Origin of the sequence: Acidiphilium sp. JA12-A1 (assembly GCF_000724705.2) — a bacterium.
Classification (GTDB): domain Bacteria; phylum Pseudomonadota; class Alphaproteobacteria; order Acetobacterales; family Acetobacteraceae; genus Acidiphilium; species Acidiphilium multivorum.
Map to the genome: position 1 here is coordinate 1 of NZ_JFHO01000064.1, position 24,752 is coordinate 24,752.

25 protein-coding genes and 2 pseudogenes are annotated in these 24,752 nt (G+C 59.6%); 19 read left to right on the plus strand and 8 right to left on the minus strand.

Annotated elements, in window-relative coordinates; translation table 11 throughout:
- From RT91_RS21995 to RT91_RS20630, 5 genes are all read left to right on the plus strand, one after another.
- Positions 1 to 464: hypothetical protein (locus RT91_RS21995; protein WP_205408970.1), on the plus strand; the 464-nt coding region annotated here is incomplete at its 5' end.
- Positions 445 to 1,176, plus strand: coding sequence for a hypothetical protein (locus tag RT91_RS12925; RefSeq protein WP_152982828.1), 732 nt, complete (start codon positions 445 to 447; stop codon positions 1,174 to 1,176). The genes RT91_RS21995 and RT91_RS12925, both read left to right, overlap by 20 nt.
- A gap of 152 nt (positions 1,177 to 1,328) precedes the next feature.
- Entirely contained in the window at positions 1,329 to 2,228 is a 900-nt protein-coding gene (locus RT91_RS12930; RefSeq protein WP_205408971.1) for a DMT family transporter, read from the plus strand.
- Positions 2,225 to 3,664, plus strand: a complete 1,440-nt coding sequence (locus RT91_RS20625) for a saccharopine dehydrogenase NADP-binding domain-containing protein (protein ID WP_082468594.1) — start codon at positions 2,225 to 2,227, stop codon at positions 3,662 to 3,664. The genes RT91_RS12930 and RT91_RS20625 overlap by 4 nt, the downstream gene beginning before the upstream one ends.
- A 10-nt stretch (positions 3,665 to 3,674) precedes the next feature.
- Entirely contained in the window at positions 3,675 to 4,799 is a 1,125-nt protein-coding gene (locus RT91_RS20630; RefSeq protein WP_082468595.1) for a hypothetical protein, read from the plus strand.
- Positions 4,800 to 4,931: 132 nt separating this feature from the next.
- Here the strand turns inward: RT91_RS20630 and RT91_RS12935 are convergent.
- Positions 4,932 to 5,249 (minus strand): annotated as a pseudogene (locus RT91_RS12935) (recombinase family protein); the annotation flags it as partial.
- Between the two features lie 56 nt (positions 5,250 to 5,305).
- Between RT91_RS12935 and RT91_RS12945 the strand changes: the two are divergent.
- Positions 5,306 to 6,474, plus strand: a protein-coding gene (locus RT91_RS12945) for an IS3 family transposase (protein WP_152982829.1) whose coding sequence is annotated in 2 segments (ribosomal slippage) — positions 5,306 to 5,567 and positions 5,567 to 6,474 — 1,170 coding nt in all. Because the reading frame shifts where the segments join, the coding sequence is not laid out codon by codon here.
- An 85-nt stretch (positions 6,475 to 6,559) separates the two neighbouring features.
- Complete coding sequence (locus RT91_RS12950; RefSeq protein WP_240314286.1) at positions 6,560 to 7,297, plus strand: substrate binding domain-containing protein; 738 nt, start codon at positions 6,560 to 6,562, stop codon at positions 7,295 to 7,297.
- A gap of 134 nt (positions 7,298 to 7,431) precedes the next feature.
- Here the strand turns inward: RT91_RS12950 and RT91_RS12955 are convergent, their stop codons facing one another.
- Complete coding sequence (locus RT91_RS12955) at positions 7,432 to 8,664, minus strand: serine hydrolase (RefSeq protein WP_035187625.1); 1,233 nt, start codon at positions 8,662 to 8,664, stop codon at positions 7,432 to 7,434.
- 268 nt (positions 8,665 to 8,932) lie between these two features.
- Complete coding sequence (locus RT91_RS12960; RefSeq protein WP_051788278.1) at positions 8,933 to 10,048, minus strand: hypothetical protein; 1,116 nt, start codon at positions 10,046 to 10,048, stop codon at positions 8,933 to 8,935.
- Here RT91_RS12960 and RT91_RS12965 point away from each other — a divergent pair.
- Positions 10,047 to 10,361, plus strand: a complete 315-nt coding sequence (locus tag RT91_RS12965) for a hypothetical protein (protein WP_035187627.1) — start codon at positions 10,047 to 10,049, stop codon at positions 10,359 to 10,361. The genes RT91_RS12960 and RT91_RS12965 overlap by 2 nt on opposite strands.
- A gap of 160 nt (positions 10,362 to 10,521) precedes the next feature.
- Positions 10,522 to 11,649: a site-specific integrase gene (locus RT91_RS12970; RefSeq protein ID WP_035187628.1), complete on the plus strand. Its 1,128-nt coding sequence runs from the start codon at positions 10,522 to 10,524 to the stop codon at positions 11,647 to 11,649.
- Between the two features lie 776 nt (positions 11,650 to 12,425).
- Here RT91_RS12970 and repB read toward each other — a convergent pair.
- The gene (gene repB / locus RT91_RS12975; RefSeq protein ID WP_035187629.1) at positions 12,426 to 13,466 is read right to left on the minus strand and encodes a plasmid partitioning protein RepB; all 1,041 of its coding nucleotides are present in this window, start codon (positions 13,464 to 13,466) and stop codon (positions 12,426 to 12,428) included.
- Positions 13,463 to 14,656, minus strand: a complete 1,194-nt coding sequence (gene repA, locus RT91_RS12980) for a plasmid partitioning protein RepA (RefSeq protein WP_035187630.1) — start codon at positions 14,654 to 14,656, stop codon at positions 13,463 to 13,465. The genes repB and repA overlap by 4 nt, the downstream gene beginning before the upstream one ends.
- 484 nt (positions 14,657 to 15,140) lie before the next feature.
- On the opposite strand from repA, the gene RT91_RS12985 reads away from it, so the two are divergent.
- On the plus strand, positions 15,141 to 16,064 hold the full coding sequence (locus RT91_RS12985; RefSeq protein ID WP_035187641.1) for a replication protein RepA: 924 nt from the start codon (positions 15,141 to 15,143) through the stop codon (positions 16,062 to 16,064).
- Positions 16,065 to 17,017: 953 nt separating this feature from the next.
- On the opposite strand, the gene RT91_RS12990 is transcribed toward RT91_RS12985, so the two are convergent.
- Positions 17,018 to 17,707 (minus strand): RES family NAD+ phosphorylase, encoded by a 690-nt coding sequence (locus tag RT91_RS12990; protein WP_240314287.1) that lies wholly within the window; start codon positions 17,705 to 17,707, stop codon positions 17,018 to 17,020.
- Complete coding sequence (locus RT91_RS12995; RefSeq protein ID WP_035187632.1) at positions 17,704 to 18,117, minus strand: MbcA/ParS/Xre antitoxin family protein; 414 nt, start codon at positions 18,115 to 18,117, stop codon at positions 17,704 to 17,706. Before RT91_RS12995 ends, RT91_RS12990 begins: the two co-directional genes overlap by 4 nt.
- Before the next feature lie 867 nt (positions 18,118 to 18,984).
- Here RT91_RS12995 and repC point away from each other — a divergent pair.
- Positions 18,985 to 20,385 (plus strand): plasmid replication protein RepC, encoded by a 1,401-nt coding sequence (gene repC, locus RT91_RS13000; RefSeq protein WP_035187633.1) that lies wholly within the window; start codon positions 18,985 to 18,987, stop codon positions 20,383 to 20,385.
- A 113-nt stretch (positions 20,386 to 20,498) separates the two neighbouring features.
- On the opposite strand, the gene RT91_RS13005 is transcribed toward repC, so the two are convergent.
- On the minus strand, positions 20,499 to 20,765 hold the full coding sequence (locus RT91_RS13005) for a WGR domain-containing protein (RefSeq protein ID WP_035187634.1): 267 nt from the start codon (positions 20,763 to 20,765) through the stop codon (positions 20,499 to 20,501).
- Positions 20,766 to 21,157: 392 nt separating this feature from the next.
- Here RT91_RS13005 and RT91_RS13010 point away from each other — a divergent pair, with 392 nt between their 5' ends.
- From RT91_RS13010 to RT91_RS13045, 8 genes and pseudogenes are all read left to right on the plus strand, one after another.
- Positions 21,158 to 21,457 carry a DUF1778 domain-containing protein gene (locus tag RT91_RS13010; protein ID WP_007424913.1) on the plus strand — a complete coding sequence of 100 codons (300 nt, stop codon included), beginning with the start codon at positions 21,158 to 21,160 and terminating at the stop codon, positions 21,455 to 21,457.
- Positions 21,454 to 21,975, plus strand: a complete 522-nt coding sequence (locus RT91_RS13015) for a GNAT family N-acetyltransferase (RefSeq protein ID WP_408735338.1) — start codon at positions 21,454 to 21,456, stop codon at positions 21,973 to 21,975. Before RT91_RS13010 ends, RT91_RS13015 begins: the two co-directional genes overlap by 4 nt.
- A 192-nt stretch (positions 21,976 to 22,167) precedes the next feature.
- Positions 22,168 to 22,410: a type II toxin-antitoxin system VapB family antitoxin gene (locus RT91_RS13020; RefSeq protein ID WP_007424915.1), complete on the plus strand. Its 243-nt coding sequence runs from the start codon at positions 22,168 to 22,170 to the stop codon at positions 22,408 to 22,410.
- On the plus strand, positions 22,407 to 22,817 hold the full coding sequence (locus RT91_RS13025) for a type II toxin-antitoxin system VapC family toxin (protein WP_035187635.1): 411 nt from the start codon (positions 22,407 to 22,409) through the stop codon (positions 22,815 to 22,817). The genes RT91_RS13020 and RT91_RS13025 overlap by 4 nt, the downstream gene beginning before the upstream one ends.
- Positions 22,818 to 22,882: 65 nt before the next feature.
- Positions 22,883 to 23,086 (plus strand): antitoxin VbhA family protein, encoded by a 204-nt coding sequence (locus tag RT91_RS22000; RefSeq protein WP_035187636.1) that lies wholly within the window; start codon positions 22,883 to 22,885, stop codon positions 23,084 to 23,086.
- Between the two features lie 214 nt (positions 23,087 to 23,300).
- Positions 23,301 to 23,489 carry a hypothetical protein gene (locus RT91_RS13035; protein WP_035187637.1) on the plus strand — a complete coding sequence of 63 codons (189 nt, stop codon included), beginning with the start codon at positions 23,301 to 23,303 and terminating at the stop codon, positions 23,487 to 23,489.
- Positions 23,479 to 24,171 carry an ArdC family protein gene (locus RT91_RS13040; protein WP_035187638.1) on the plus strand — a complete coding sequence of 231 codons (693 nt, stop codon included), beginning with the start codon at positions 23,479 to 23,481 and terminating at the stop codon, positions 24,169 to 24,171. The genes RT91_RS13035 and RT91_RS13040 overlap by 11 nt, the downstream gene beginning before the upstream one ends.
- Positions 24,172 to 24,242: 71 nt before the next feature.
- Positions 24,243 to 24,752 (plus strand): annotated as a pseudogene (locus RT91_RS13045) (integrase); the annotation flags it as partial.

Below are 24,752 nucleotides of genomic sequence, written 5' to 3' on the forward strand. Positions count from 1 at the left end.
ATAGGAAAGTGCAATTAAGAGTTCCGGACTTTTCTGAAATTGATCACTTTCTTGAAGACGAGCTGACCATATGTGCCTGCCTTGCCTATGATGAGCTTGCGAGTTTACGTGGATATGGCGATGCCAAGCCGCTTTATCGAAGTTTTGGTAGTCCAGCCGCCATGACATGGCTAAAGCGTGCGGCGAGGGATGAACTCTATCACTCCCTAAATGCCCGGTCCATTCTCAGAAAACATCATGGGCACGATCTCTTGGCCGTAACTGCGGTCCTACGAGAAGTAGTGAATTCTGAGCACGCTGATCCCAACGCCTATAAGGCAACGTTCCTGTTTGATCACGGTGAAGCACCAGGAGACAATCCGTTCTCGAAAGACTTCTTAGTTCAATGTGCGAACGACATTTGCATTAGCCTGGGTATCACTCCGGCCTTCGAAGGACAGTCAGATGAACACACCACCCAATAGACTTCAGCCCCCGCGCGTCGTGAAATGGTCATCTGATGAGCTACTTTGTAACGTCAGGAGGGAGCATGTTGTGGCCACCCCGGAATTGAAGGAGAAAGTACGGCACGATCTTTGGGGGGACATGTGTGCTGAGCACGACGCTGAGAATTTGTGGGACCACATTTGCAATAAGAGCGGGCTAACCTACAGCAAGGAATTTCTCGCTGCGATGCATGAATGGAGAATCGACGAACAGAACCATTACATTGGTTTACGACAGATATGCTCCTACATGTACGAGGTAGGTCAAGATGAAATTGACCATCAACTGGACCAGCGCAAGCCCGATTTCGGGCCCATTAGCCACTTTATCAGTGACGAATTCAAAATTTGCGTTGTTCTAGCTTACGACGAACTAGTGAGTGCACGAGGGTATAAGATGTTCGTCGAAGAGTTTAAGCAGTTTGGTCCCAAGGAGTATGTGACCTGGGTGCTCAATGCCTCTAGAGATGAGGCTCTGCATTATCAAAATTTTCTAGATGTGGCGAAAGTAGTGCATCACGGTACCAGAGCTGCCGTTGACGAAATCATGAGGGACATCGTTCTTTACGAAACTAATCCCGAAATGACTTATAATGCAACTTTCTTGATGGATCACACTGAAGAGACGTTTGAGCGGTCTTTTCTTGTTGACTGCGCAACGACTGTAGCTGCGAACTTCAGCGGACTCTGATGACTTGCTGTCGTGACATGTTGGAACAAGCACCCAGAGCTGGACCAGCACCATTGTCATCATTCTTATGGTGGTGCTGAGAGCAACGCTTACACCAAAGCCTCATGGGAGGTCTGGGATGCGATATGACAAAAAACACGCAATGGATTCTGTTGGCCCGCATACTGATATTTCTGAATCCGGTTTTGGCGGGGAGCTATTACGTTGCCTCTAAGGCGATCATAGCACGATACAATCCTTTTCTCTTCACAACGATTGATTCTGGCATCGTTGCACCAGTCTGCCTTCTAATTCTAATTATGAGAGCGCGTGGCATTGAGCGGCAGCAGTTATTGAAGGGGATCTGTTTAGGGGCACTGCTGGCAATAAATATCCTCTCCAACATCGTGGCTGTGTTCTATACGACGGCGACAGATGCGGGCTTTTACCCGGCGATGATTGGAGCGCTCGCAGTTGTGTTTTCGGCAATCGTACTGAAAGAGCGCATCCCGCCTGGTTCATATCTCGCTGCCGCGCTCTCTATCGTTGGGTCGTGTGCTCTCATTGTCAGCAATCTTAGTGATCAGAGCCGCTTCACGGGTAACATCATTGCGTTCCTAAGCAACGCTGAGTACGTGATTTATATCTTTATGATGGACCGTCTTAGCACGGATAATAAGGATACGATTAACCTGTGGGCAGTTCAGATTCTAACGGTGGCGGCAATTTCCGCCGTCTCGTACATACTCTTCGAAGCCTTTGCACCCTCAGGAGTATGGCCCACACATCCAAACTGGAGGGCTGACGTGCCGGTATTTCTCTATGTTGGCGTATTCACCACACTTGTTCCAACTCTTGGTGCGACATTCGCACAAAAATACGTTTCGGCGCTTTTCACTTCCTTCTTCTATCTCCTTGAACCTATCTGGACGATCATCCTAGCTTGGGTCTTTTTGGCGGAGAAAGCATCAATACTTACCTACGTCTTCGGCCTCCTGATCGTCGCGGGCTCTGCAACGCAATACTACGTGGAGGTTGCCCACAGGAAATCACATGAGGAAACCACAGCATGATTAAATCTTCCTTGAGAGGGCGGCAGCTTGTCGTGCTTGGCTTTGGCACCATCGGGCCGACAGTCCTGCCATTGATTTTTGAGATGTTTTTGGTTTCTCCGCAGGAGGTTACCATAATTGCAGAGAAGGTTAATTTCGAGAGTTATTTCGTGTCGCTCGGTGTTCGGGTGATCCAAAAGCGGCTCACGCGGGACAACATGTCGGAAACCGTTTTATCTTACGTCTCCGAGCGCACCTTTGTCTTGAATCTCTCTGTGGGCATTTCCTGTCTCGATATTATTGAAGTGTGCCAGGAGATCGGCGCTCTGTATCTCGACACGAGCAATGAGGATTGGGCACTCTACGGGAACAGCGGGACATCCTCTACGTACCGCAGGAGACTGAAAACGCTTAAGTCGTTGGAGGCCATTCGGAATAAAAAGGGTGTTCCGACTGCATTGCTTTATCATGGGGCAAATCCGGGGTTGGTGACGCATTTTGCGAAGGCCGCTCTGCGGTCGATCGCGCAACAAGAGGCCTGGTATGTTGACGGGCTTGAATATCGGCTCGGGTGGGGCGAGCTTTGTAGGAAGCTTGACGTACTTACCGTCCACGTCTCCGAGCGCGATACCCAGCGAGTGAACCGGAGGCTTGCCAACAACCTTCTGATGAATACATGGTCTGTCGACGGATTTTTGGAAGAGATCCTGGAGTGTTGTAATTTTGCGTGGGGTACACACGAATCGAAGCTTCATGAGCTCACAAAAGAAATTTTTACTACTGAATACGGGATCGTGGCAGAACTCGCGTGTAGTGCCACAAGCGTTCCTGTGCGTAGTTGGCTGCCAGAGGTTGGGGTGTACGAGGGCTACCTCGTACCTCACCCGGAGACATTTTCGATCGCTGAAGAATTGTCTGTTAGGTCGCTGGATGGGCGATTGCTTTATCAACCGACCGTTCAATTCGTTTACTCGCCTTGCGAGATGATTCGTCAAAATCTAGCCAAATTTTCAGGAGGAATTGGGGGTCAAGGTTTTGCGAAGGAAATCGCGCTCGACGAAATCCGAAGTGGTGCAGACGACCTTGGAGTGACCATTTTTCGGCAGGGCCGAGAGGAAATTTACTGGTTTGGATCTTGCCTTGATATTGACGAGGCACGAGAACTCTCGAAGTTCGGGAATGCAACTTCGCTACAGGTAGCTGCGGGCGTACTCAGCGGCATGGAATGGACTGTAGCACATCCCGAATTGGGTGTCTGCGAGCCGGAACAGGTGGATTATAGGAGAGCGCTGGAAGTAGCGGCGCCGTTCCTGGGGCGGTGGGGTGGAATAGCCGGCTTTTGGTCATCCTCCAGTGAAGATCAAGCTTTGAGCTGGACATTTGAGGAGCTTTGTGCGTCGGGCGCTTTGTTTCACACAGTAGAAAAGGCAGGGAGTCGCGCTGCTGCGGCAACCTGAAGGAGAGGCGATGCTTGCTCGGGGTCAAAATGTGCCGACGATAGAACAGGCGGCCGATTTTGTAGAAAGAAGGCGGCCGGAGGTCGCCACCCTGTTGATTAGTCGATCGGTCCTTTTAGGAAGTGCCGACAACTTTTTAAAATCGTTTCCAGGGGGAACGCTGTATGCTGTCAAAGCAAACCCACATCCCGAAGTGCTTGCTTGTCTGGGGGCGTCTGAGATCGCAGGGTTTGACGTTGCTTCGATTGAAGAAGCAGAGTCGGTTCGCACGGTGTGTTCCTCGAAACCGCTGCACTACAGCCATCCAGTTAAAGCGACGGCTTCAATTAGAGACGCCTACAAAATCGGGATTCGGCATTATGTCGTAGATAGCGAGGTGGAGTTGGATAAAATTCTAGCTTGCGTGAGCCGCCCCCTGTCGATCGCTGTTAGGCTGAAAACGCCAGAAAAGTCTGGAACCTATGATTTCAACACTAAATTTGGACTACACCCGGCCGAGAGCGTACCACTTATAAAGAGAATCATAGACGCCAAAGTCGAGTGGGGGCTGACATTCCATGTGGGGTCTCAATGCAAGCACCCCAAAGCTTTTTCGGCGGCTATACACGTCTGTCATAGCGTCATAGAGAATCTCGGGAAGATGCCGGGCTACTTGAATGTGGGAGGCGGCTTCCCAGTTGCTTATGGGCAGGAAAGATCAGATTTGACAGCATATTTTGTCGAGATCAAGGCCGCATGTAGCCGGATGCCACGCGTCCCCTTGCTTTGTGAGCCTGGACGAGCGCTTGTGGCAGAGAGTGGAACCCTAGTCGTACAAGTTATCGGCCGTGCGGATGATCGGGTATTTTTGAGTGATGGCGTCTTTGGAAGCTTCGGAGAGGTCAATTACTCTAAAATTCAGATGACCCCGTACCACCTAACCCGTGCATCCGCAGTGCCTTCCCTGGCCGAATCCGAGTTCCGGGTGTTTGGACCTACGTGCGATTCATTCGACGAACTAGACCAAAGACTCTTGTTACCGGCGACCATAAAGGAAGGTGACTGGCTAATTTTCCCAATGATGGGAGCATACTCCAACGCTTTGGCAAGCAGGTTTAACGGCTTTAGGCTGCCTTCGGTCGAATTGATCGACTAGCCTTGGAAGCTCCGCATAACGGGGCGCTTAATCCAACTTACATGTCGCGGGCGTGATTATGTGCCCGACCTTTCGAGAGAGCCCCCTCGCCGTGAGCTGCCATAAATCAAGACTTTCGGAAAATTACCCCGATCAAGCGGCTACTGCGGCCAGTGCCCGATAGAGGGTAGCCCGATGCACCCCGAGTAGGCGGGCTACCTCAGCAACTGGCTTGCCTTCCTGCTCCGTGAGCTGCCGGGCATGGGCAATCTGCTCGACCGAGAGCGAAGGGCGAGGTCCAAACCGCACCCCGCGCGCTTTGGCAGCGATCCGGCCAGTGCTGGTGCGTTCCACAATCAGGGACCGCTCGAAATCGGCGATGCCGGCGAACACGGTCAGCACCATGCGCCCGGCTGGGGTGGTGGTATCGGCCCACGGCTCGGCCAGCGAGCGGAGGCCAGCGCTGATCTGCCCCCTTCTGAGTGGTCCGGTATCTGTTTTAGAGTTTGGTCTGAAGGAGGACTGGGATGGCGAGGAATCACAAGCCGGAAGAGATCATCGGCAAGTTGCGCGAGGCTGAGATTGTTCTGGCGCAGGGCGGGGCGGTTGCGGATGCGTGCCGTCGGATCGGCGTCACCGAGCAGAGCTATTATCGGTGGCGCAAGGAGTATGGCGGCCTGAAGTTGGACCAGGCGCGTCGCATGAAGGAACTGGAGCGGGAGAACGCTCGGCTGAAGTGCCTGGTGGCCGATCTGTCGCTGGACAAGGCGATCCTGACGGAGGCGGCACGGGGAAACTTCTGAGCCCCGCGCGGCGCCGGCGCTGTATCGATCACATCAGAGGAACGATGTCTGTCTCCGAGCGGCGGGTGTGCCGCGTGCTCGGACAGCATCGATCGACGCAGCGCAAGGTGCCACGCGGGGCGGATGACGAGGCGGCCCTGACCGGGGACATCATCGCCCTGGCCCGGCAATATGGTCGTTACGGTTATCGGCGGGTGACGGCCTTGCTGCGGGATGCGGGATGGCATGTGAACCGCAAGCGGGTCGAGCGGATCTGGCGGCGCGAGGGTCTCAAGGTGCCACAAAGGCAGCCGAAGCGCTCACGCCTCTGGCTCAATGACGGGTCATGTATCCGGCTGCGGCCTGAGTATCCCGGCCATGTGTGGTCCTACGATTTTGTGGAAGGACGGACCCACGACGGCCGCAAGTTCCGGATCCTGTCGATCATCGACGAGGCCAGCCGAGAGTGCCTGGCGCTGCCGGTCGCGCGACGGCTCAGGAGCGAGGATGTGCTGGGCGCTTTGGCAGAACTGTTCGTCACCAGAGGGCCGCCGGCGCATATGCGGTCGGACAATGGTCCTGAATTCATCGCCCGGGCTGTGCGGGAATGGCTTGGCAGGATCGGTGTGAAGACGCTCTACATCACGCCAGGTTCGCCATGGGAAAACGGCTACTGCGAGTCCTTCAACGGTTCGCTGCGCGATGAACTGCTCAACGGGGAGATCTTCTACTCCCTGGCGGAAGCGCAGATCCTGATCGAGGCCTGGCGGCGGCACTACAATACCGTCAGGCCACACAGTTCGCTCGGATATCTCCCGCCGGCCCCGGAAACCGCGACGCCGCCACGGCCGCCCTCCGGTTCCGCTTCGCTCCACCGACAGCCGGCCATGGCGGCGGAGACAACAATGCACTAACTTCCAACACGGACCACTCAATGGGGGCCGGTCAAACATCGAAAGGGATACGGGCGCAAATCTCGTGCGGCGCACAACCAGGAGCATGCAACCGACAGATGCAGGTCTGGTTTTCTATAGGCGTATCAAGGAAGCGTTGTCCGATATCGCGGCCGCCCACACTGAGGCTGCGGAACGCACGCGCGAGATCGCCGGTACCCTTCGCATCGGATCGTCCACCCTCTTTGGGCCAACCTATATTGTCCCTACCATTGCCGCCTTCATGCGTCGCCATCCGGCAGTCGCAATTCAACTGGTGCTTGAGGATAGCTTCCAAGACCTACTCAAGGCCGAACTCGATCTCGCCATCCGGATTGGAGAGCTTTCCGACAGCCGCGCGATGGCGACGCGTGTTGGCGCGTTACGTCGTGTTGCCTTTGCGGCCCCCGAATACCTGCTGAAACACGGCCGCCCCAAGGTCCCTGGAGATCTCAGAGCACATTGCTGCGTCATCAGGACGCTCACAAAGTCTCCTCAGCGCTGGACCTTCGAGAGCGCTGGCAAGCCAGAGACCATCCCGGTAGCCGCGTGCTTCAGCTCCGACAACGCTGGCGCCTGCAATGAGGCGGTCGCAGAAGCCGTCGGTATCGGCATTGCGCCGCTCTGGCAAATCGCTGGCATGCTGGAAACCGGACGCGTGGAGCTAATCCTGACCGAATACGAGCCACCACCGACGCCTGTCCACGTTGTCTGGCCGCAAGCGTCTTTGCTACCGACCCGAACGCGGGCGTTCATCGACTTCCTCGCGGCACGACTGAGATCAGGCTTGAGGGCTCTTCCATGAGCGCCCTCAAGGCAACTGTATCGAATCTTGCGGAGCTCCGAACAGTTGTACGCGGCGATTGAAAAGTAGGCCATGTAGCGCGGCTCATCTGGTGGACTGCCGCCATTGCCGCGCTCAGCAAGCCGTCGCCAGCATCAGTCCTCGATCGCCGCACAGACCAAGGCGCGCAGGTCCATTTCCGGCAGATCGAAACTCGACATCGATTGCGTCATGAAGACGCAGACCACCTGTTCCACCGGGTCGACCCAGTAATAGGTCTTCGCGGCGCCGGCCCAGCCGAATTCGCCGATCGAGCCCGGCACCCCGGTCTGCGCCACATCGATCGCGACGCGGGAGCCAAGCCCGAAGCCATAGCCCGGGAATGGTACGCCATCGAGAGCGATCGGGACCAGCGACTTCGGCAGATGGTTGGAATGCATGAAGGCGAGAGTTCTGGAACCGAGGATGCGCACTCCCTCGAGTTCCCCGCCGTTCGCAAGCATCTGCGCGAAACGCAGATAGTCGCCCGCCGTGCCGAAGAGCCCGTGGCCACCGCGCTGGAATGTCGTCCCCGCATTGACCGGATAGGTTCGCGCCACGTCGAGCCGGTCATTGACCCCTCCACTCCATTGGGTGAGCGATTTCTGGAATGTCTGGTTGGGATCGATGAGGTCGGGGCGGCCATACATCGCCGCCAGGCGAGACCGCTTCGCCTCCGGCACCTCGAAGCCGGTGTCGACCATGCCGAGTGGTTCGAACAGGCGACCGCGCAGGAAATCGGCGAGCGTCTCGCCGCTCACCACCTCGATCACGCGCGCGGCAACATCGATGCCGATGCTGTAATGCCAGCGCGAGCCCGGCTCGAAGGCCAGCGGGTAGCGCGCCAGATCGTCGATCGCCTCGGCGAGCGAAACAGTCGGATCTAGCAGCTTGCCGTCCGCATACATCGGCCCGACAAGCGTCTCCTCGAGGAAATGATAGGAAAGTCCGCTTGTGTGCGTCATCAAATCACGCACCATGACCGGCCGGGCCGGCGCAGTGCGCGAGCCGTCCGGCCGCAGCACGGTCAAACCGGCCAACGCGGGAACGTAGCGCGCGACGGGATCGAACAGCCGGAGCCGCCCCTCCTCGACCAGAGTCATCAACGCCGTGCACACGACCGGCTTCGTCATCGAATAAAGGCGGAAAATCGTGTCCGCAGCCATTGGTAAGCCGGCCTCTTTATCGCGAAAGCCATACTGCCCTTGCTGCACAACCACGCCGCGCCGCGCGACGACGGTATTGATGCCGGCATAGATTCCCCGATCGACATAGCCCTGCATCGCCGCCCCGATACGCTCGAGCCGTCCCGCGCTCATCCCCACCGAGCCGCCACTACCCTTGTCCATATCTGAGCCTCCTCTCCTTTAATATTCCGAGCTGCGTCCCATTCCAGTCGTACCGGGATGTTGGCAGGCAAGACGATGTTGTCGCAAGCATGACCAAAGATGCTTCGCTGTCGCGACGGTGAGGTCGCAATTATCGCGGAGAGGCCAGCTTCGTCCAAACCAGAAACGGCGAGCTCATGCGCGGCGTTGTTCGAGACGAACGCCGGGTCGTTCCGCTGAACCGTATAGGTTTCACCTGCTCCCCAGGGCGCACCGGTCGAGGTAGTCCCTACTCCGGCGGTCCGGCCTGACGGATCCGATCGAGGCTGATCCTGGTTTCACGGATCGCTTCATCGGCTGCCGCCATGGCCTCTTCCAGATCGCTGAAGTCGAACGCAAGCCGGGGCAGGACGCCACCGGATGGCGCCGGCGGAAGATCGGCGGGCGGAGCAGAGTGTGGCATTTCGGGCTCGATCCGGGGCCTCCCCCTTCCCCGCCCCGGCTGCGGCCGGCGTGGCGGTGCCACGTAGTCGCGCATCCGGCCCATGCCCGACAGGCCGAAGAGCCGTCGCTTGCTGCGGTGGGTCAGCTCGACGACCAGCCCGGCTTCGAGCAGCTCGCCGAGCAGGGCGTGGGCGTTCGCCACGTTCATACGGAGCCGATCGGCGAGCGATTTCGCGGAGATGATCGGGGTTGCCGCCAGGATATCGATCGCCATGGCGGCCCGGCTGTTCTTGCGCCGCTTGCCGATCGAACCGCGCGCGACCTGCCAGGCCCGCTCGAGATCGCGGAGGAGGTCCTGGGCTGCCGCGGCCTCGTTCGCCAGTGCGTGGAGCAGAAGCGGGATCCAGCTCTCCCGATCGAAGGGAAGGTCGCCGCCGAGGGCCTGCGGCCCGGTGATCGGCACCGGAAGGTGCAGCAGTCCGCTCTGCTGCCAGAAGCGGATCAGTGCGCCCCGCAATGGAGCCCGTCTCCCGCCCCCGGCCAGCCAGGCATGGGCCGCGTGCGCCGCGCCGAGCAGCGGGGAGGCGCGCGCGACATCGCGCTCGATCGCCTTCATCGCCACCTGGATCTCGCCCTCCTGATCAAAATCGGGCTCGACGATCCACTGGTGCATCGAGAACGCGTGGCGGGCCGCATCGAAGATGTCACCCCGCTCGGCGAGGCTCAGCCATGGATCCATGCGGAGCCGAACCCCCTCGAGCAGGGCCGCGAGATGCCACGGCTCGATCAGCTGCCCGTCCACCATCGCCTGGCGGCGCACCGCATCGAGACGGAAGCGGTAGAGGAAGGCGCCGCGGAGCGGGTGCATCGAGAGGGCCTGGTCGAGCCGGGCAATCGCTCCGGCCGCCCGCTCGAGGGCGATCATCAGCCGCTGCTGGGCCGGCATTTCAGGGGGAGCCATGAAGTGCCTTGGCCCCGCCGTCCTGACCGGGCTGATGGTGAGGGAGTGTCAGCATTTCGTGGACACGGTCGACCGTCTGCCGTCCATGCGCGACCTCGCCGTCACCGCCCCGACCTGGCAGGCGCGGCACGCCGGCCACCTTGTGCCGATCGTCTCGACCGGACCGCCCGACGAGCGGCGGTGGAGCAAAGCCCCGAACCGCCGCGGGCACGCCGATTCTGCTCCGGCCCCTGATGGAGGAAAGGAATCGGGTCCGGGCTGGGCGGAACGCTGCGAAACTCCTCGAACGGAAAATCAATATCTTGATCCGTAATTTTGCGGCATATGCCGTATAGCACGAAATAACCGTCTTTTTCAGGGGGTGATCGGGATTTTTTAACTGGTTTCCTGATAAACATGGTTGTCGCTACAACAGAAATTTCATAGGATTCCGGGCGCAGAACCGACCGATTCGCGCTCAGGAGAGGCCCCGCGTGCCCGACGACAACGAATTCGCACCCCAAGACCGCCCCGACGCGCCATCGGCCGGCAGCCTGGTGCCCTCCCCGCCCCCGCTCGCCGGTGACGGCCACGCGGTCCGGCGCTGGTTTTCCGAAATCGAGGATGAACCGGTCCCGGTTACCGATGGCACGCTCGCCGGCGCCCGCAGCGCCGCCAGCGCCTATGCCCGCCGGGCCAAGGCGGACAACACCAGGCGGGCCTACCGGGCCGCGGTGCGCGTCTGGTGCCTCTGGTGCGATCGCCACGGGCTGACGCCCCTCCCCGCCTCCGGCGCGGATGTCGCCGCCTTCCTCGCCGACGAGCGCGGCCGCGGCGTCTCGACCGAAACGCTCAAGCTCCGGCGCGCCGCGATCCGCTACCTGCATCGCCTCGCCGGCTGCCCGGTGCCAACTGATGATGCCTGCGTCGCCGAGACCATGGCGGGCATCCAGCGCGATGCCGCCTCCCGTGGCGAGATCCGCCGCAAGAAGGTGGCGGCGACGGCGACGGTGATCCGCCGGCTTCTGGCGCCGATCGGCGATACTGAACTGACTGACCTGCGCGACCGCGCGCTGATCCTGGTCGGCTTCGCCGGCGCGCTGCGGCGCTCGGAACTCGCCGGCATCAGGATCGAGCACCTGACACCGTCTGAGCGGGGGCTCCGCCTGACCCTGCCGCAGACCAAAGGGAGCCAGACCGAGGCGGTCACCGTCGCCCTGCCCTACGGCGATACCGAACTCTGTCCGGTGCATGCCCTTGAGCGCTGGCGGGTCGCCGCGGGGCTGCAGCGGGGCCCGTTGTTCCGTCGGATCTGGTCTCCGCCATCCGGCCGCAAGGGGCGCGAGCGGACCGCGCCGCCTGGGCCGGTCATCGGCGAGCGGGCCCTCACCCCGCAGAGCGTGGCCCTGATCATCCAGCGCCGGGCCATGGCGGCCGGGTTCGGCCGGCGTGACCTGGGCGGGCACAGCCTCAAGCGTGGAGCGCTGACCACCGGGATGGAGCGCGGCGTCCATCCGGCCCGCCTGAAGCGGCTCAGCCGCCACAAGAGTTACGACGTGCTCGGGGAGTATCTGGAGTTCGGCGACCTCTTCGACGGGCACCCGCTGGATGGGGTGCTCTAGGTCCGTCGGACTCAGTTTCAGGCCAATCCGGATCACCTGCAGGTGCAAAGTGCCCTTGCCTGCTGTGCTGCGCCTACCAGACCAGCCCTGGCATCTAGCTAGCGACACTCGAAGCGCATTTCGCGTACTCGTCACTGCACCTCTTCGTCGACCGGTCGGAGTGATACAGGGACTATGGCCGCGTCCACGAACGTGACCAGGTCGAGCAGATCGATGAGCAGATCATCGGGATCCTGAACTAGTTCAGGATCTCGTTCGCCCGGGTTTCGATTGAACACGGCGAACGGCAGGCTGTCGCGATGGTTCTTGAGCAGGCACCGCGGGCTGCGTATGCGAAGGGACTGCCGATGGAGAGCGAACCATCGCTAGGTACATAGACGGAACTCCCGGGGAGTTCTTGAGGCCGCCAGTGCAATCAGCATATTGTCGCCTACGAGAGTGCCGATAAGGCAAGGACGCCTTAGACGGCGGACATCTCCGTGTATTCGGCCCCTCCCCTTTCACGGACATCCGTCTTGATGTCTCATTATCTTATCGCGAGTGTAGCCTTGTCAGCTGACAAGTTCGCGGCGAGAGGTGACTCTATCCGTTCTGGAAGGCGGGCACGGGCTGCGCAAATACACAATTTTCCTGATCTTGTTTATAGGACCGGAGGCATGGTGCCGCGCTTCCTCAGGCGCCTTGTCATCTGACAAGATTTATCCGGTGCTATAACACAGCTGACGAACCTTGGAAAAAATGGACGCGCCGTTGGTCTGACTCGGTTGGGGGTTGGATCAGCCTTTTTTGGACCGGCTGGACGCAACTTGCCGCTCATAGGCATCAGCGAGTTCTGGGAGTGCGCTTCGAATAAATTCCCGAAGCGGCGCAGCATGATCTTTGCTAAACCGAATGGTGACGCTGGACCCGGAAAAACTTGCCGTGCCAATTCGAACATCTTTCGAGGTCAGAAGATCGATCTCGTCAGACGACTTCAAATGCTCTGCCTGAAGCGTCGCCATAGCGAGGCTAAAGCGCTCGTTCGACGAGGTCGGGGCCTTGTCACCTGACAAGGTTTGGCGAACGTCCGCTTCCCTGGATGGATCGGATTCCAGCGCTTTGGCAAGGTTGAGCCACCGGGGACGACCGATCTTGGGTGCACGACCGATGGTCTCGATGAGCTCGCGCGAAATCACGCGGGTCACCATCCGCATCTTCGAGAGTTCGGCGTCGTCGATACTCAGCGCGCCTTTGATGTCGCGTGGATCTATCCTGCGGTCTTCCATCTTCCTGGCGAACGACGCACGCTCAATCCAGCTCAGATCCTGTCGGGACTCGTTTTCCAGTCCTTGCGTGATGATCAGTTCCCTGTCGTCCAGGTCGACAACGAACGCCCTGACTTTGACACCCAGATGCTGGGCGGCTCTCCAACGACGGTGGCCATAGACGATCTGGTAGCGACCGGGCTTGGATGGGTGGGGGCGGACTTGAATCGGAAGCTTCTGTCCCTCGGCAGAAATTGAATCCACCAGGGCATTAAAGCCTTCCTGATCATCGTCCGGCAGACGATCAGGGATCGGGGAGGGCTCCAAGATGGCCGGGTCCAACTCATCGGGGGCCATATTCGAAAGCCTGGCCCTGAGCTGGTCACGCTCCTCGCGGAGTTGGGAGATCGACCGCTCGGTGGCCGCGACAACGCCGGCCGGCATCCTGGGTGTGTGGTGAGGTGCGGGGGAGAAAGACGGATTGTTTGGTTCGACCGGTTCTTTGTCGGGGCGCAGGGATTGGGACAGCAGGTTGAAGCTGCCGACGATCGATCGTGATGGCTTCTTGCTCATTTGCGCCCCCAGGCCCTGTTGATCATCTCGAGGATCGCGAAATTGACGGCATCCATGGAATCCCGCGCACGCCGATACGTGTCACGACCGACATCACCGGGTGCCAGTTCGTAGATGCTCTTCTTGTGCAGCCCGGCGCTCTCTACCGCAGTGCTTTCGATCGCGGTCGGAATAAAGACGTCATCGGCGAAAAGGTGGCGCATCAACGAGACGATTTGCGTCTGCGGCTGGTCGTTAGGGTCATGTCGCGTGATCAGGTATTTGAGGAAGTCCTGCTGCAGGGCTGCGCCAGCACTACCGATCACACTGATCAGATCCCCCATCATCAAGAGGAACTGGGACATTGACATCATATCGAGCATCGCCGGATGAACCGTAACAATTAGCCCGGTGGCCGCACAGATGGCGCCAAGAGTCAGGAAGCCCAGTGATGGCGGCGTGTCGAGAATGACGATGTCATAGTCGTCTTCAACCTCGGCAATCGACATCCTGAGACGCTCGAAGAACAGAGCCGCTTCGCCGCCGTTGCTCTCAGCGAGAAGGCGAGGGGTCTCGTGCTCGTACTCCATGACTTCGATGTTGCCAGGAATGAGATCGATCCCGGTAAAGTATGTCTTGCGCACGATCTCGCGCATCGGGCGCCTGTCTTCGCCGCTTCGCAGAGATGCGAAAATCGTCTCGTTGGCACCGACATCAAGTTCGGGCTGGGCACCGAACATTGCGGAAAGGCTGGCCTGGGGATCGAGATCGATCGCCAGCACCCGATAACCCTGCAGTGCCAGGTAGTGGCAGAGATGCGCGCTTGAGGTGGTCTTGGCCGAACCGCCCTTGAAATTCACGACACCGAGGATCTGGAGGTGTTCGCCAGCGCGCCTGCGAGGTAGGTAGCGGAGAGCATCGTTCGGCTTCTGTGCGGCAAAAAACTGCCTGAGTTCGTTGACCTGCTCAAGCGTATAAGTCCGGTGGTTGTTTTCACGCCGCGAAGGGATCGGGCCCTTACCCTCAATCGACATCGTCCGCAGCGTCGATTCGGGGATAGACGTCAGTGACGAGACTTCATGCGTTGCAAACGGCCTGAGGGATTTCTGTGCCTCCGGTGGATACATGCGCTGTCGCAATACATGAAGTTGATTGGACAAAAGTGTCGCATGTCGGACGATTTTGTCAGGCGGCGACTCGATCTGGTCCATTATGATTGAAACCCTCCGAAGACTAAATGAAGCCTCGATCTGACGGCAAAATTACGCCCTGACAGGCGTTGCCCGTCACGTCATATGGGCCTTGCAAGTTGTTGTCCAGAAAATTCGGCTTCTTATGATAGCTGAAGAACTGCCATTAAGTGCTTGAGATGCGGTTCTATCCATTTTTTTGGTGAGCCAGCGTTCCACGATTCGCGGGGGGATACACCGCGAGTCGGATCCGGTTGGCAGGATCTTATCCACAGGTCGTGAGCCTCGCTTGTGGACTTCAGTGATAAAATCTGTGGACTCTTGAGAGAGACCCGAAGTGGAAAATCAACGACTTAACAGGATTATCCCGTGGACCCTTGCGATGAAACTAATAATAAGAATCTAATATTCTACCAAATAGCTTCCTCGCCAAAGTCCACAGCGACAGATGTTGATAACTTTGCTATATCGGATTTGTCCGATCACCGAGTCACTGGAAAATGCGATGGGAGAAATCCATAATCTAATCGAGGCGAGGGGAAGGGCAGGGGCGCTTGATGCCGGTATCGAGCGCAGTTTTGTTGAAGCTGCAGCCCAGTATATGGGGGACGAGGACACGACCCTGAGCTTTGCCTATTCGGGTTGGGCTCAGTGCGCCCTCCCTCATCGCAGGCTGGCGGATGATCAACCATGGGAAATCAGCATTGAAAGAACAAGGCTTGTCGTCGAGCCTGGTCGGAAGCCCAGGAGCGAAGAAGGCCCTCTAGATTTCGTCGGTGTACCGTTTGGGGCACATGCACGACTTATCCTTCTCTACCTTCAGACCGAGGCGATCAGGACCGGGTCGAGAGAAATTGAGCTCGGGCGCTCTTTGCGGGACTGGCTGAGTCGAATCGGGGTAAGCGTCGGCGGCAAGACAGCGAAGTTGGTCAAGGATCAGGCCGAGAGGATCAGCCGTTGCCGCCTGACATTTCACATTCAGGGCGGCAAATCAGTCGGTTTGATCAACCAGTCGATTATGGACGGCGCCCTGTTCGTCGAAGATACCGAGGAGGGCAGCGGAAAGCCGATGCTCTCAATGGCGCGACTCTCGGAGGGCTTTTTCGAGCAGCTGCAAAAGCATCCGGTTCCGCTTGAGGAAGCTGCCATCAAGGCCATCAACAACAACCCCGGGGCGCTGGATTGTTACCTCTGGCTGGCCTACCGCCTGCACGCACTGCCCGCCGCAAAGCTAGTCACCTGGAAGGCTCTGAAGGCGCAGTTCGGCTGCGGCTATCGAGAAGTATATCATTTCAAGGCTCGCTGGCCGAGTGCGCTGAAGCTGGCTCTTGCGGTATATCCAGATGCGCAGGTGGATATCGTGGACGAGGGTGTAATTCTGAAAACAAGCCGGCCACCGGTGCGTCCTCGCGTGCAATCGATCCGATAGACACCTACAGTTCGGCATCAAGGCTGGCATCACCAGAGTCCACGCCAGCACGCCAGACTCGATTTCCTCACCAAAGTCCACATCCCGATCTCTGTTTTCTTGGCATCTCACCAGAGTCCACGCCGTGGTGCCGGTCCTATGGCAACTCACTAGAGTCCACGCCCCGGTTCAGATTTCCTGTGCCTCCCGATCATCCCCTCACCAGAGTCCACGGCCTAGTCGTCGAGCTTTTGCCGAGATCCGTAATCATTTGTGGTCGCAAGGCCAACATCACGAGATCAAAGGCTTATCCGCCGCTCACCCTTGTCAGCTGACAGGGTCCATATGGCTGGTTGCGCACCCACCAACGCTGCCTCTCACCAAAATCTACACTCGTTTGCATCCTGACTCTGGGCATAAACCGTGGACTTTAGTGAGCAATGGTCCAAGCATATGACCAGCGTCCACGGTTTGTGCCGAATGGGTACCTCGGCATTGCATCGGGAGCAGACGCTGGTTTGAAGCGTGATTTCGGCATGACCCCGTGGACTCTGGTGAGGGGATCGGGTCTTCACCAGACGAAATGGGCACAGATCGGATCGATCGGGTGCGCGGCATGCTGAATGACGCGATGTCAAGCGCGGCGCCGGACGACAATGGCCCGGAAATCAGCCCATGAGCAGACGGAAAACCCGGTGCTTGTGGCACAGATCAGTCGCAGACAAGCCCGCCTGATACTCTTTCAAAATGCCAATGTTCTGCTCGTTCGAACCTTGCCGGCCCTATTGCCTGGCTCCTGCTTGAGAGAACTGGCAAACCTTAAACCGAGGACCTCCCGGGGGAGCAGGTCGCGCCCCCCTCAGCCTTCTCCATCCCATCCGCCTGGTGACGCGAGTGATGTGCGGCGCGGGGGGCTCCGCGGTGGAAGAGTCCGGAGTGTCTGAGTGGGGCCACGTGCAGGGCGGTGTTGCCGGCTACGCCACCTCCCAGACCACGCTATCGTCGAGACGCTTGACGTAATCCACCGCGCTGCCGTTCCAGTGATAGGCATAATGCGCGCCCTGGATGGGAATCGGAATGACGTCGGGCCAGAAAACAGCGATGCACTGACCGTCCGGATAGCGGATACTTGGCCATATGATGCCGTTTGATCCTGCTGCGCGTCGTTCGGCTCCGAAGGTCTGCGAGGCGACATATTCATTGGGATGAAGGAGGTCGGCACGGCCGGTCGCGTCGTCCAGATCTACATCGATGGTTCCGACAAGTTCGCGGAACTGCGAGGTCCAGCCGGGGTCTTCGTTGGTGGCGCGCATGAAGCGGGCGTGGTGGTGGATGGTTTCGGCTATCGCGACTTCCGTGCGGTCGCCCGCGTAGTAGAGTCCGAAGCTGCCATCTGAGAATCGGCTAGGCCGTAGAGGTGAGCAATGAACGAATGGTGCCATGACCCAACTGGCGCCCGGCCCGGTTACGCGCCGCGCCACTGGCACCTTGGACAGATCTCCGATGCTATCGCGGATGCGCGGGTTGAACTTGGCCTCGGCCGAGGCCAAAGCATCCCAGTCCGCCGGGTCGGCAATGTCCTCGAAGAGATCAATCGGCGGATAGATAGAGCGGATAATGCGTATGGTGCGCGGCCAGCTCACCCGGCGGATCGGTACATTCACCAAGCGCCCCGTTCTGCATCCAGGTATTTCCGAAGGTCCATCAGATCGGTGATCTCTCCGCGCAACATCAAATCCAGGCCGCTCCGACCCTCGAAGGCGTCGTTGGGCTTGCGGATCCACGCGTATCCGCGGGCAGGGTCGGTGAACAGATAGCGCAGCGCCTTATGGATCCCCATAAGTATCGCCATCCGGGCACGCAGGTCACGGTCGATCCGGCCGACGTCACCAGCCTTCCAGCGCGCCCATGTCCGCTGGGCCATCTCGCCAAGGAGCACTCGGGCCTCCGGATCAGTCAGGCTCCAGGCGCGAAAAAGATTGACGGTAGCCCGAGCTAGCGCCGTTGCTTCCTCATCTGTGATAACGGGAATGTCAGGACGTGCCGTGAGTGGCTGAACCGTGGCGAATTTCACAACTGCTCTCCTCTGGCACTTATATGGTAGAGATGTGCCAATTGGCAATGGGAGTGAGTGGGCGTCACTGCACGATCGGCCGGAGCAGCAAGGACAATGTCGGCCTATGGCCCGAGGAAGATTCCGAAACTATGCAGTAGCGGCAGTTTAAGGAACTGCGGCAGCGAGCGGCCACGGTGTCGCAGAGCCGGACAAGATCCCAGGACCAGGCTAATTGCCCCCTGACCGTGGTTTGCGGATGGCGGACAAAATCCAGCAGGTCGGACTCCCGGTCCCGAGTCGCATGCGCCCGGCGCTCTCAGGCCAGCCATCTACGCCGTCCGCGACTCGGGGGTGCAAAGAAAAATTTTAGGAAAAAGCGTTTCATATCAGCCCCTAAGCGCGACTCGGGCGCAAGAAACTGTGGACTCGCTCCGTGAATCTCTGAATGGTGACTGACTAGCCATAGAGATGGTGGAGTGAACAGGATGCCGAACACACGTACCGCCGGCGATGATGCGAGCGCACGCTACAGGCGCAGGCAACGCGCGCGCGGCGCTACAGGTGTGCTCGTCCACCTTCCGAACGAGACGATCAGCCTGATCGACACCATCAAGGAGCGAAAAGGTTTGCGCAGCCGCGGCCAAGCGCTCCAGCAGCTCATTGAGGAATGGAGGGCGGCCTCACCCAGAACTTTATAACCCAGACGCGCGAAAGCCCGCCTTGCCGGGCGGGCTTTCGCTAAATTCGCTACGGGCTCCGCGAGCCGTTCGGTGATTTCGCAATCCCGAACATACTCATCGGAAGCCATCCTGCCAAGTGGAAATTGCCGTTTCCGCTCACGGGAGGGCTTTGCCCGTCGCGATCTGACACTGATGGAGGATCAAGATGGAGAATTTCCGCCCCGAATCGGGGCCGGGTCCCAAACGAGGAGGCGTGCGCGGCGCGCGGCGCCTCACGCTCGGGATGGTTGCGACAGAGCGACTCGCCGATGATTTCGGTACGGTGAGTGAGGGCGGCCAGGTCGACCCTGGCCGGGTGCTGGCCGCCTTCAAGGCGGCGGCCCCATATCTGCGGTTCGGCCCGCGGATCACGCAGGCGATCGACTGGCTGTTCCGCTTCACCCAGGTGCAGGACTGGCAGGAAGGCGCGCGGCCGATCGTCTGGCCGTCGGCGGCGATGCAGATGGAGGCGCTGTGCCTGAGCGAGGCGCAGGTGAAGCGGCTGAACCGGCTGCTCGCCCATCTCGGGCTGGTCACCATGCGCGACAGTCCGAACGGCAAGCGGTATGGCCGGCGGGACCTGCGCGGCCGGATCGTCGAGGCGTATGGCTTCGATCTCTCGCCCATCGCGGTCCGCCAGGCCGAGTTCCGGGAGATCGCCGAGCGTGGCCGGGCCCGCTTCGAGGCGCTGAAGCAGCTGCGTCGTCGGGCGACGATCGCGGTGCGCGGGATCCAGCAGATCGTGGAGACGGCGACAGAGCTCGGGATCGCCGAAGGATGGGTCCGCCAGGCGGATGAGGCGAGGCGCCTGGTCGCGCGGATCCGCCGTATCGAGGAGCTGGACGAGGTGACGCTCGGCGTGACGACGCTGGAAAACCGACAGGCCGACCTTCGCGGCAGGCTCGAGGCAGCGATCGACACGCTGAAGGAGGCCGCGCAGGGTGGTGTCGAATCAACAAATATGAGCCCCAAGGGGCTCATTGAAGAGCCTCACATTACACATACAAACCAGACACTTAATCCTACGGATCACGTATCTGCATTGAGAGGACGTAGCTCGATCCCGGGTGGCGCGGGCACGAGCGCTGGAGGCTCGACGAGAATCGGCAGGAGTGAGGATGGGAAGGAAGCCGGGCATCGGCCGACCGGCAGTCGGGCGACAAAGCCTGAAATCCCGCCGGACGGGACGGTGTTCCGCATGACACCGGACGAGCTGGTCAAGCTGGCGCCCCGGTTGCGGGCCTACCTGGCGAAATCCTCGCCCGGATGGCCGGAAATCGTGGAGGCGGCCGACTGGCTGCGTCATGACCTCGGCGTCTCGAAGCCGCTATGGGGGGATGCGTGCCTGGCGATGGGGCGCGAGCAGGCGGCCGTGGCACTGGCCATCGTCTCGACCAAGCCGAGCGACCACTTCCGCGGATCGCCGGGCGGATATTTCCACGGGATGGTGGCCCGGGCGCGGGCCGGCGAGCTGAACCTGGCGCGATCGATCTGGGGGATCCGGGCAGCGAGCGGGATGCCGCGGCCACCAAGGCCGCACGCATGTGACGCGTCGCGCTCGATCTAATGTCTGCAATACAGCCGGGTGGTTTGCATCGCGCTCGGCTACAAAGGCCTGATCGATCGGAACTTGGCTCTTCGAATGCGCCTGAGCTTGGCTGTAGCAGAATTGTATCTTTGTCAGATCCACCCTGTAGATGGATAGTCCTGATAGCCGCGGTGACGTTTGGCGCGAGCCAGGCTGCGGAGGGCATCGATGGCGGTGCCGAGATCGGGGAGGGGATCAAACCGAGAGTGTGCGGAACCTCCGATCCGCCCCCACGTTCGTGCGAGGCCGACGGCACCGAACAGGTCTGTAACGATCTCGATCTGGTAGTAGCGCATTTCGTTGTGTTCGGGTCGGACCCTGATGAGTCTGATTTGCTCTGGGAACAGAGCCAACTGCATCGATTTGAAATCCCTTTCTGTCGTACGACACGCGTCAGATGCCGAATATTGCAGATGGTCAGGTTGGAGCGAGGCGTGTCGATATATCTGACTGGATCAGGTTGCCTCGATATTTTGCTGAGAGGAGTTCATCGCCGGCAAAGTCTAACAAAGAGGCTATGCCCGTGCCACCCAAATCCGTCGGGTCAAGGATGAAGCGTGATGTCGGGGTGATTGATAGGGGGAGCGAGTAAGCCGAGGCGGCCGGTGCCCTGATGAGCCAGGCTTTTAAGAACCTTGCGCTCGCATCATCATCCTGCGCCGCTCCTCATGAGATCGTTGGTGATGGTGTCGAGTTTTATGTATTGGAATCTGCGATACAACGAGCTATATGGTAGGCAAGGAGATTAGCCATGGCCACAGTAGCTGAACGCAAGGAATACCCGATCTCGATGCGCTTGCCCGAGGCGGATGTTGCAATGATCGATCGCGCTGCGAGCTTGCGCGGACGTTCGCGCACGGATTTCGTACGCGACGCCGCTGTGCGTGCGGCAGAAGAGGTTGTGATGGAGCAGGGCTTGATCCGGATGAGCGCGGAAGGCTTTGCCGAATTCATGGATGTGTTGGCGCGTCCCGCCGCTCCGGTGCCGGAGATGGTGGAAGTCCTCAAACGACCCGCGCCGTGGGAGCCCGGTTACGTTGCCAAGCGGTGAGCTATTTGCCGCTGTCGGAGCCCGAACCACTTACCGCTGCTCACGATGTATCGGAGTTCTCCTGCGGGAAATCACCGCTCGATCAATGGCTCAAATCGCGTGCGCTTTCCAACCAGCAGAAGGGCTTTACCGCCGTCGTCGTTGTGCATGAGGCTGGTCGTGTTGTTGGATATTACGGCCTTGCTCCCACCGCTATCGTGCCGACAGTTCTGCCCCGCTCGATCCGGACAGGGCAGCCACCCAATCCCGTTCCATGCATGCTACTCGGTCAACTGGCGATCGATACCAGGTGGGCGGGGTTGGGCATCGGCACAGGCCTTGTGAAGCACGCCCTTCAGCGCTGCGTTCAGGCGGCTTCGCTTATCGGCGGTCGGGCCTTGATGGTGAATGCGGTTGACAGGGAAGCCGCCGAATTCTGGCAGCGGCGCGGCTTTGAGCAATCGAGGGACGATCCGTTGGTCCTGCTCCGCTCGATCAGCGATATCGCGGCGTCACGCGGTGTGGGGGGTGGGAACTAAAAGCCAAGTTCCTGGCATTCGGTCACATGGAAGCCGTTCGGCGGTGAAGGTAGCACTGGCAATGGGAGGAGCCTGGAAATCCATTCCGTGGCGTAGGCATATGTCGAGCAGGCGATGTTCTGGTGGATATCCTTGCTCCAGACTGAATATCGAGATATCTTTAGGTAGATATTTGAATATCTTGAGGCGCCCATGCCCCTTTATATCCGCGATGATGCGACCGCCGAGCTTGTCGCCAAACTGGCGAAAGAGCGGGGTTTAACCAAACAGGATGCCGTGCGGCTTGCGGTGCAGGCCGAGCTTGACCGAACCCGCGAAGCCAAGCCCTTGCGCGAGCGCCTGCGCGAGTGGCGCGAAGCCAATCCGCTGCCGCCGCCCACAGGGTTGAAGGCAGACAAGGCATTTTTCGATGATCTGTCGGGGGAGGGGGAATGATCTTCATCGATGCCTCGGCCCTGATCGCGATGATCGCCGGCGAGGAGGATGCCGACATGCTGGCGGATATTCTGGCCCAGGAACGCACCCGTCTCGTCTCGCCGGTTGCCATGTGGGAGGCGACGGCCGGGCTCTGCCGCAGCTTCGGCCTTTCGATGGACAGTGCCCGGCAAAAGGTGAAGAGCTTTATGAGCGCGCTCGGGATCGAGGTCATTTCTCTTGGCGAGCGTGAGTATGATCTGGCTATCCAGGCTTATGCCGATTTCGGGAAGGGGCGGCATCCGGCCGCCTTGAATATGGGCGATTGCTTTGCCTATGGCGCCGCCAAATCTTATCGGGCGGCGCTGCTGTTCAAAGGTGATGATTTTTCCAAGACAGACATTCGCCGAGCCGAAATGAACCTTTGAGGTTCCTTGAACTTCGCTGCGCTTCTTCTTAACCTCTACTTCCGGTAGTAAAGAGGCGCCGCGGGATGGACCGGCTGGTCAGCAAAATTTCGGAATCCGAGATGATGCGGCGCTGGCGCGCGATCGAGCAGGCCCGTGCAGCGAATAACCGCCAGGGTTATGTTCATCACCCGGAGCTTGAGGCCGTGAATGAGCGGTGTATTCGGGGTGAGATCGACATGGCGGGCCTGGATCGCCGGATGATCGCCGCGATCCGGGCCGGGCGCTAATGCCCCCGGTTCGGTTTGCGGGCATGGCGGAAGATCCCGAGCCGCACCGCAACACTGCTCCGAACATATCCTATGAGTCCGACCCGACCGATGGCCTGTGCAACAAGGTTGGCTTGCGCAGCCCTCCCGCGCGTGCCGGGGAAGGGTAGGGGGCCGAGGTAGGGCCGTCCGATTGCGCCGGACGATACAGAGCACGTTGAGAAGGAGGACAGCGATGGACCCGAAGCAACCAATCATCTCGCGCGATCTGGCCGATCTGATGCGGCCGGGCGTCATGGTGGAGATCGACCCGGCTGAGGTCGAGCAGCTGGGACTGGTTGAGGAAACGGCACTCGATGAGGCGGATGCCTGGGAGTCCAATGCGGACGTGGAGAATACCAACGAGGCCACCCATGGCCGGTGATTATGCCCAGACGGTTGCCGCCTCGATCGTCAAGCAGTTGGAGGATGGCACCGCACCCTGGGTGAAGCCGTGGGAGCCCAGCGGCCTCCGGTTCATTCCCTACAACGCGATCACCGGCAAGGATTACCAGGGCGGCAACGCAATCTGGCTGATGGCAGTGGCCGAGATGAAGGGCTACAGCGATCCGCGCTGGACCACCTACAAGCAGGCGCAGAGCCTCGATGCCCAGGTGATGAAGGGCGAAAAGGGCACGCTGATCCAGTATTTCAAGAAGTTTGACCGGGTGCCGGTGAAGGACGAGCAGGGACGGCCGGTGAAGGATGCCGAAGGCAATCAGGTTTACCGCAGCGTCGAGCTGGAACGGCCACGGGTGTTTTCGGCGGTGGTGTTCAATGCCGAGCAGATCGCCGGCATGCCGAAGATCGAGGCCCGGCCCGCCCTGGCGGCATGGGAACGCCACGCCGCAGCCGAGCAGATGATGAGCAATTCCGGGGTGCCGATCATCTACCGGCCCGGCGACCGGGCCTTTTACACCCTGGCGCAAGACCGGGTCACGATGCCCGAGCGCGAGCAATTCAAGACGGCGGATCGGTTTTACAGCACGGCGCTGCATGAACTGGGGCATAATGCCGAGATCCGGATTATGCCGCATCTGCTCGGCAGGGCGCGGTTGGCGGTATGATCGCACCAATCCCATTCGGCATAATCTTCATCGCTCCAACAACATGGAGCACGACGATCATGCCTCAATATTTGCAGACCTGCATCGAGCCGTATCTGGACTCGTTCGCCGAGAGCTTTGCGGCGGAGAATTACACCGCCGGCACGGTCAAGACCTACCAATCGATCCTGCGGAAGGTGGGGCACGCGATGGATGTCGAGGGCATCAGTCCTTCGGCGTTGACGCTCGACATGGCCGAGCATCTGGGACGCAAGGTGCCGCGCAAGAAGACGGGCTCGGTATGGCCGTATAGGTTGGCCCGCCGGTTCGCGCAGCATCTGCTCGATATCGGCGTCACGCAGCCGGTGCCGTTGACCGAGGCGCAGCAGGCGCGCGCGACCCTGCTGGCGAACTTCGAGACCTATCTGGTCAAGCATCGCGGCCTGAGTCCGCGGACGATCTATCACACGCTGCGGTTCGCCAACCGGTTCCTCGATCATCGCTTTGGTGATGCGATAGTTGATCCGGGGCGGTTGCGGCCTGCCGACGTGATCAGCTTCATCGAGCATGTGTTGGCAGGCGCGCGTCGCGACAAAACGGTG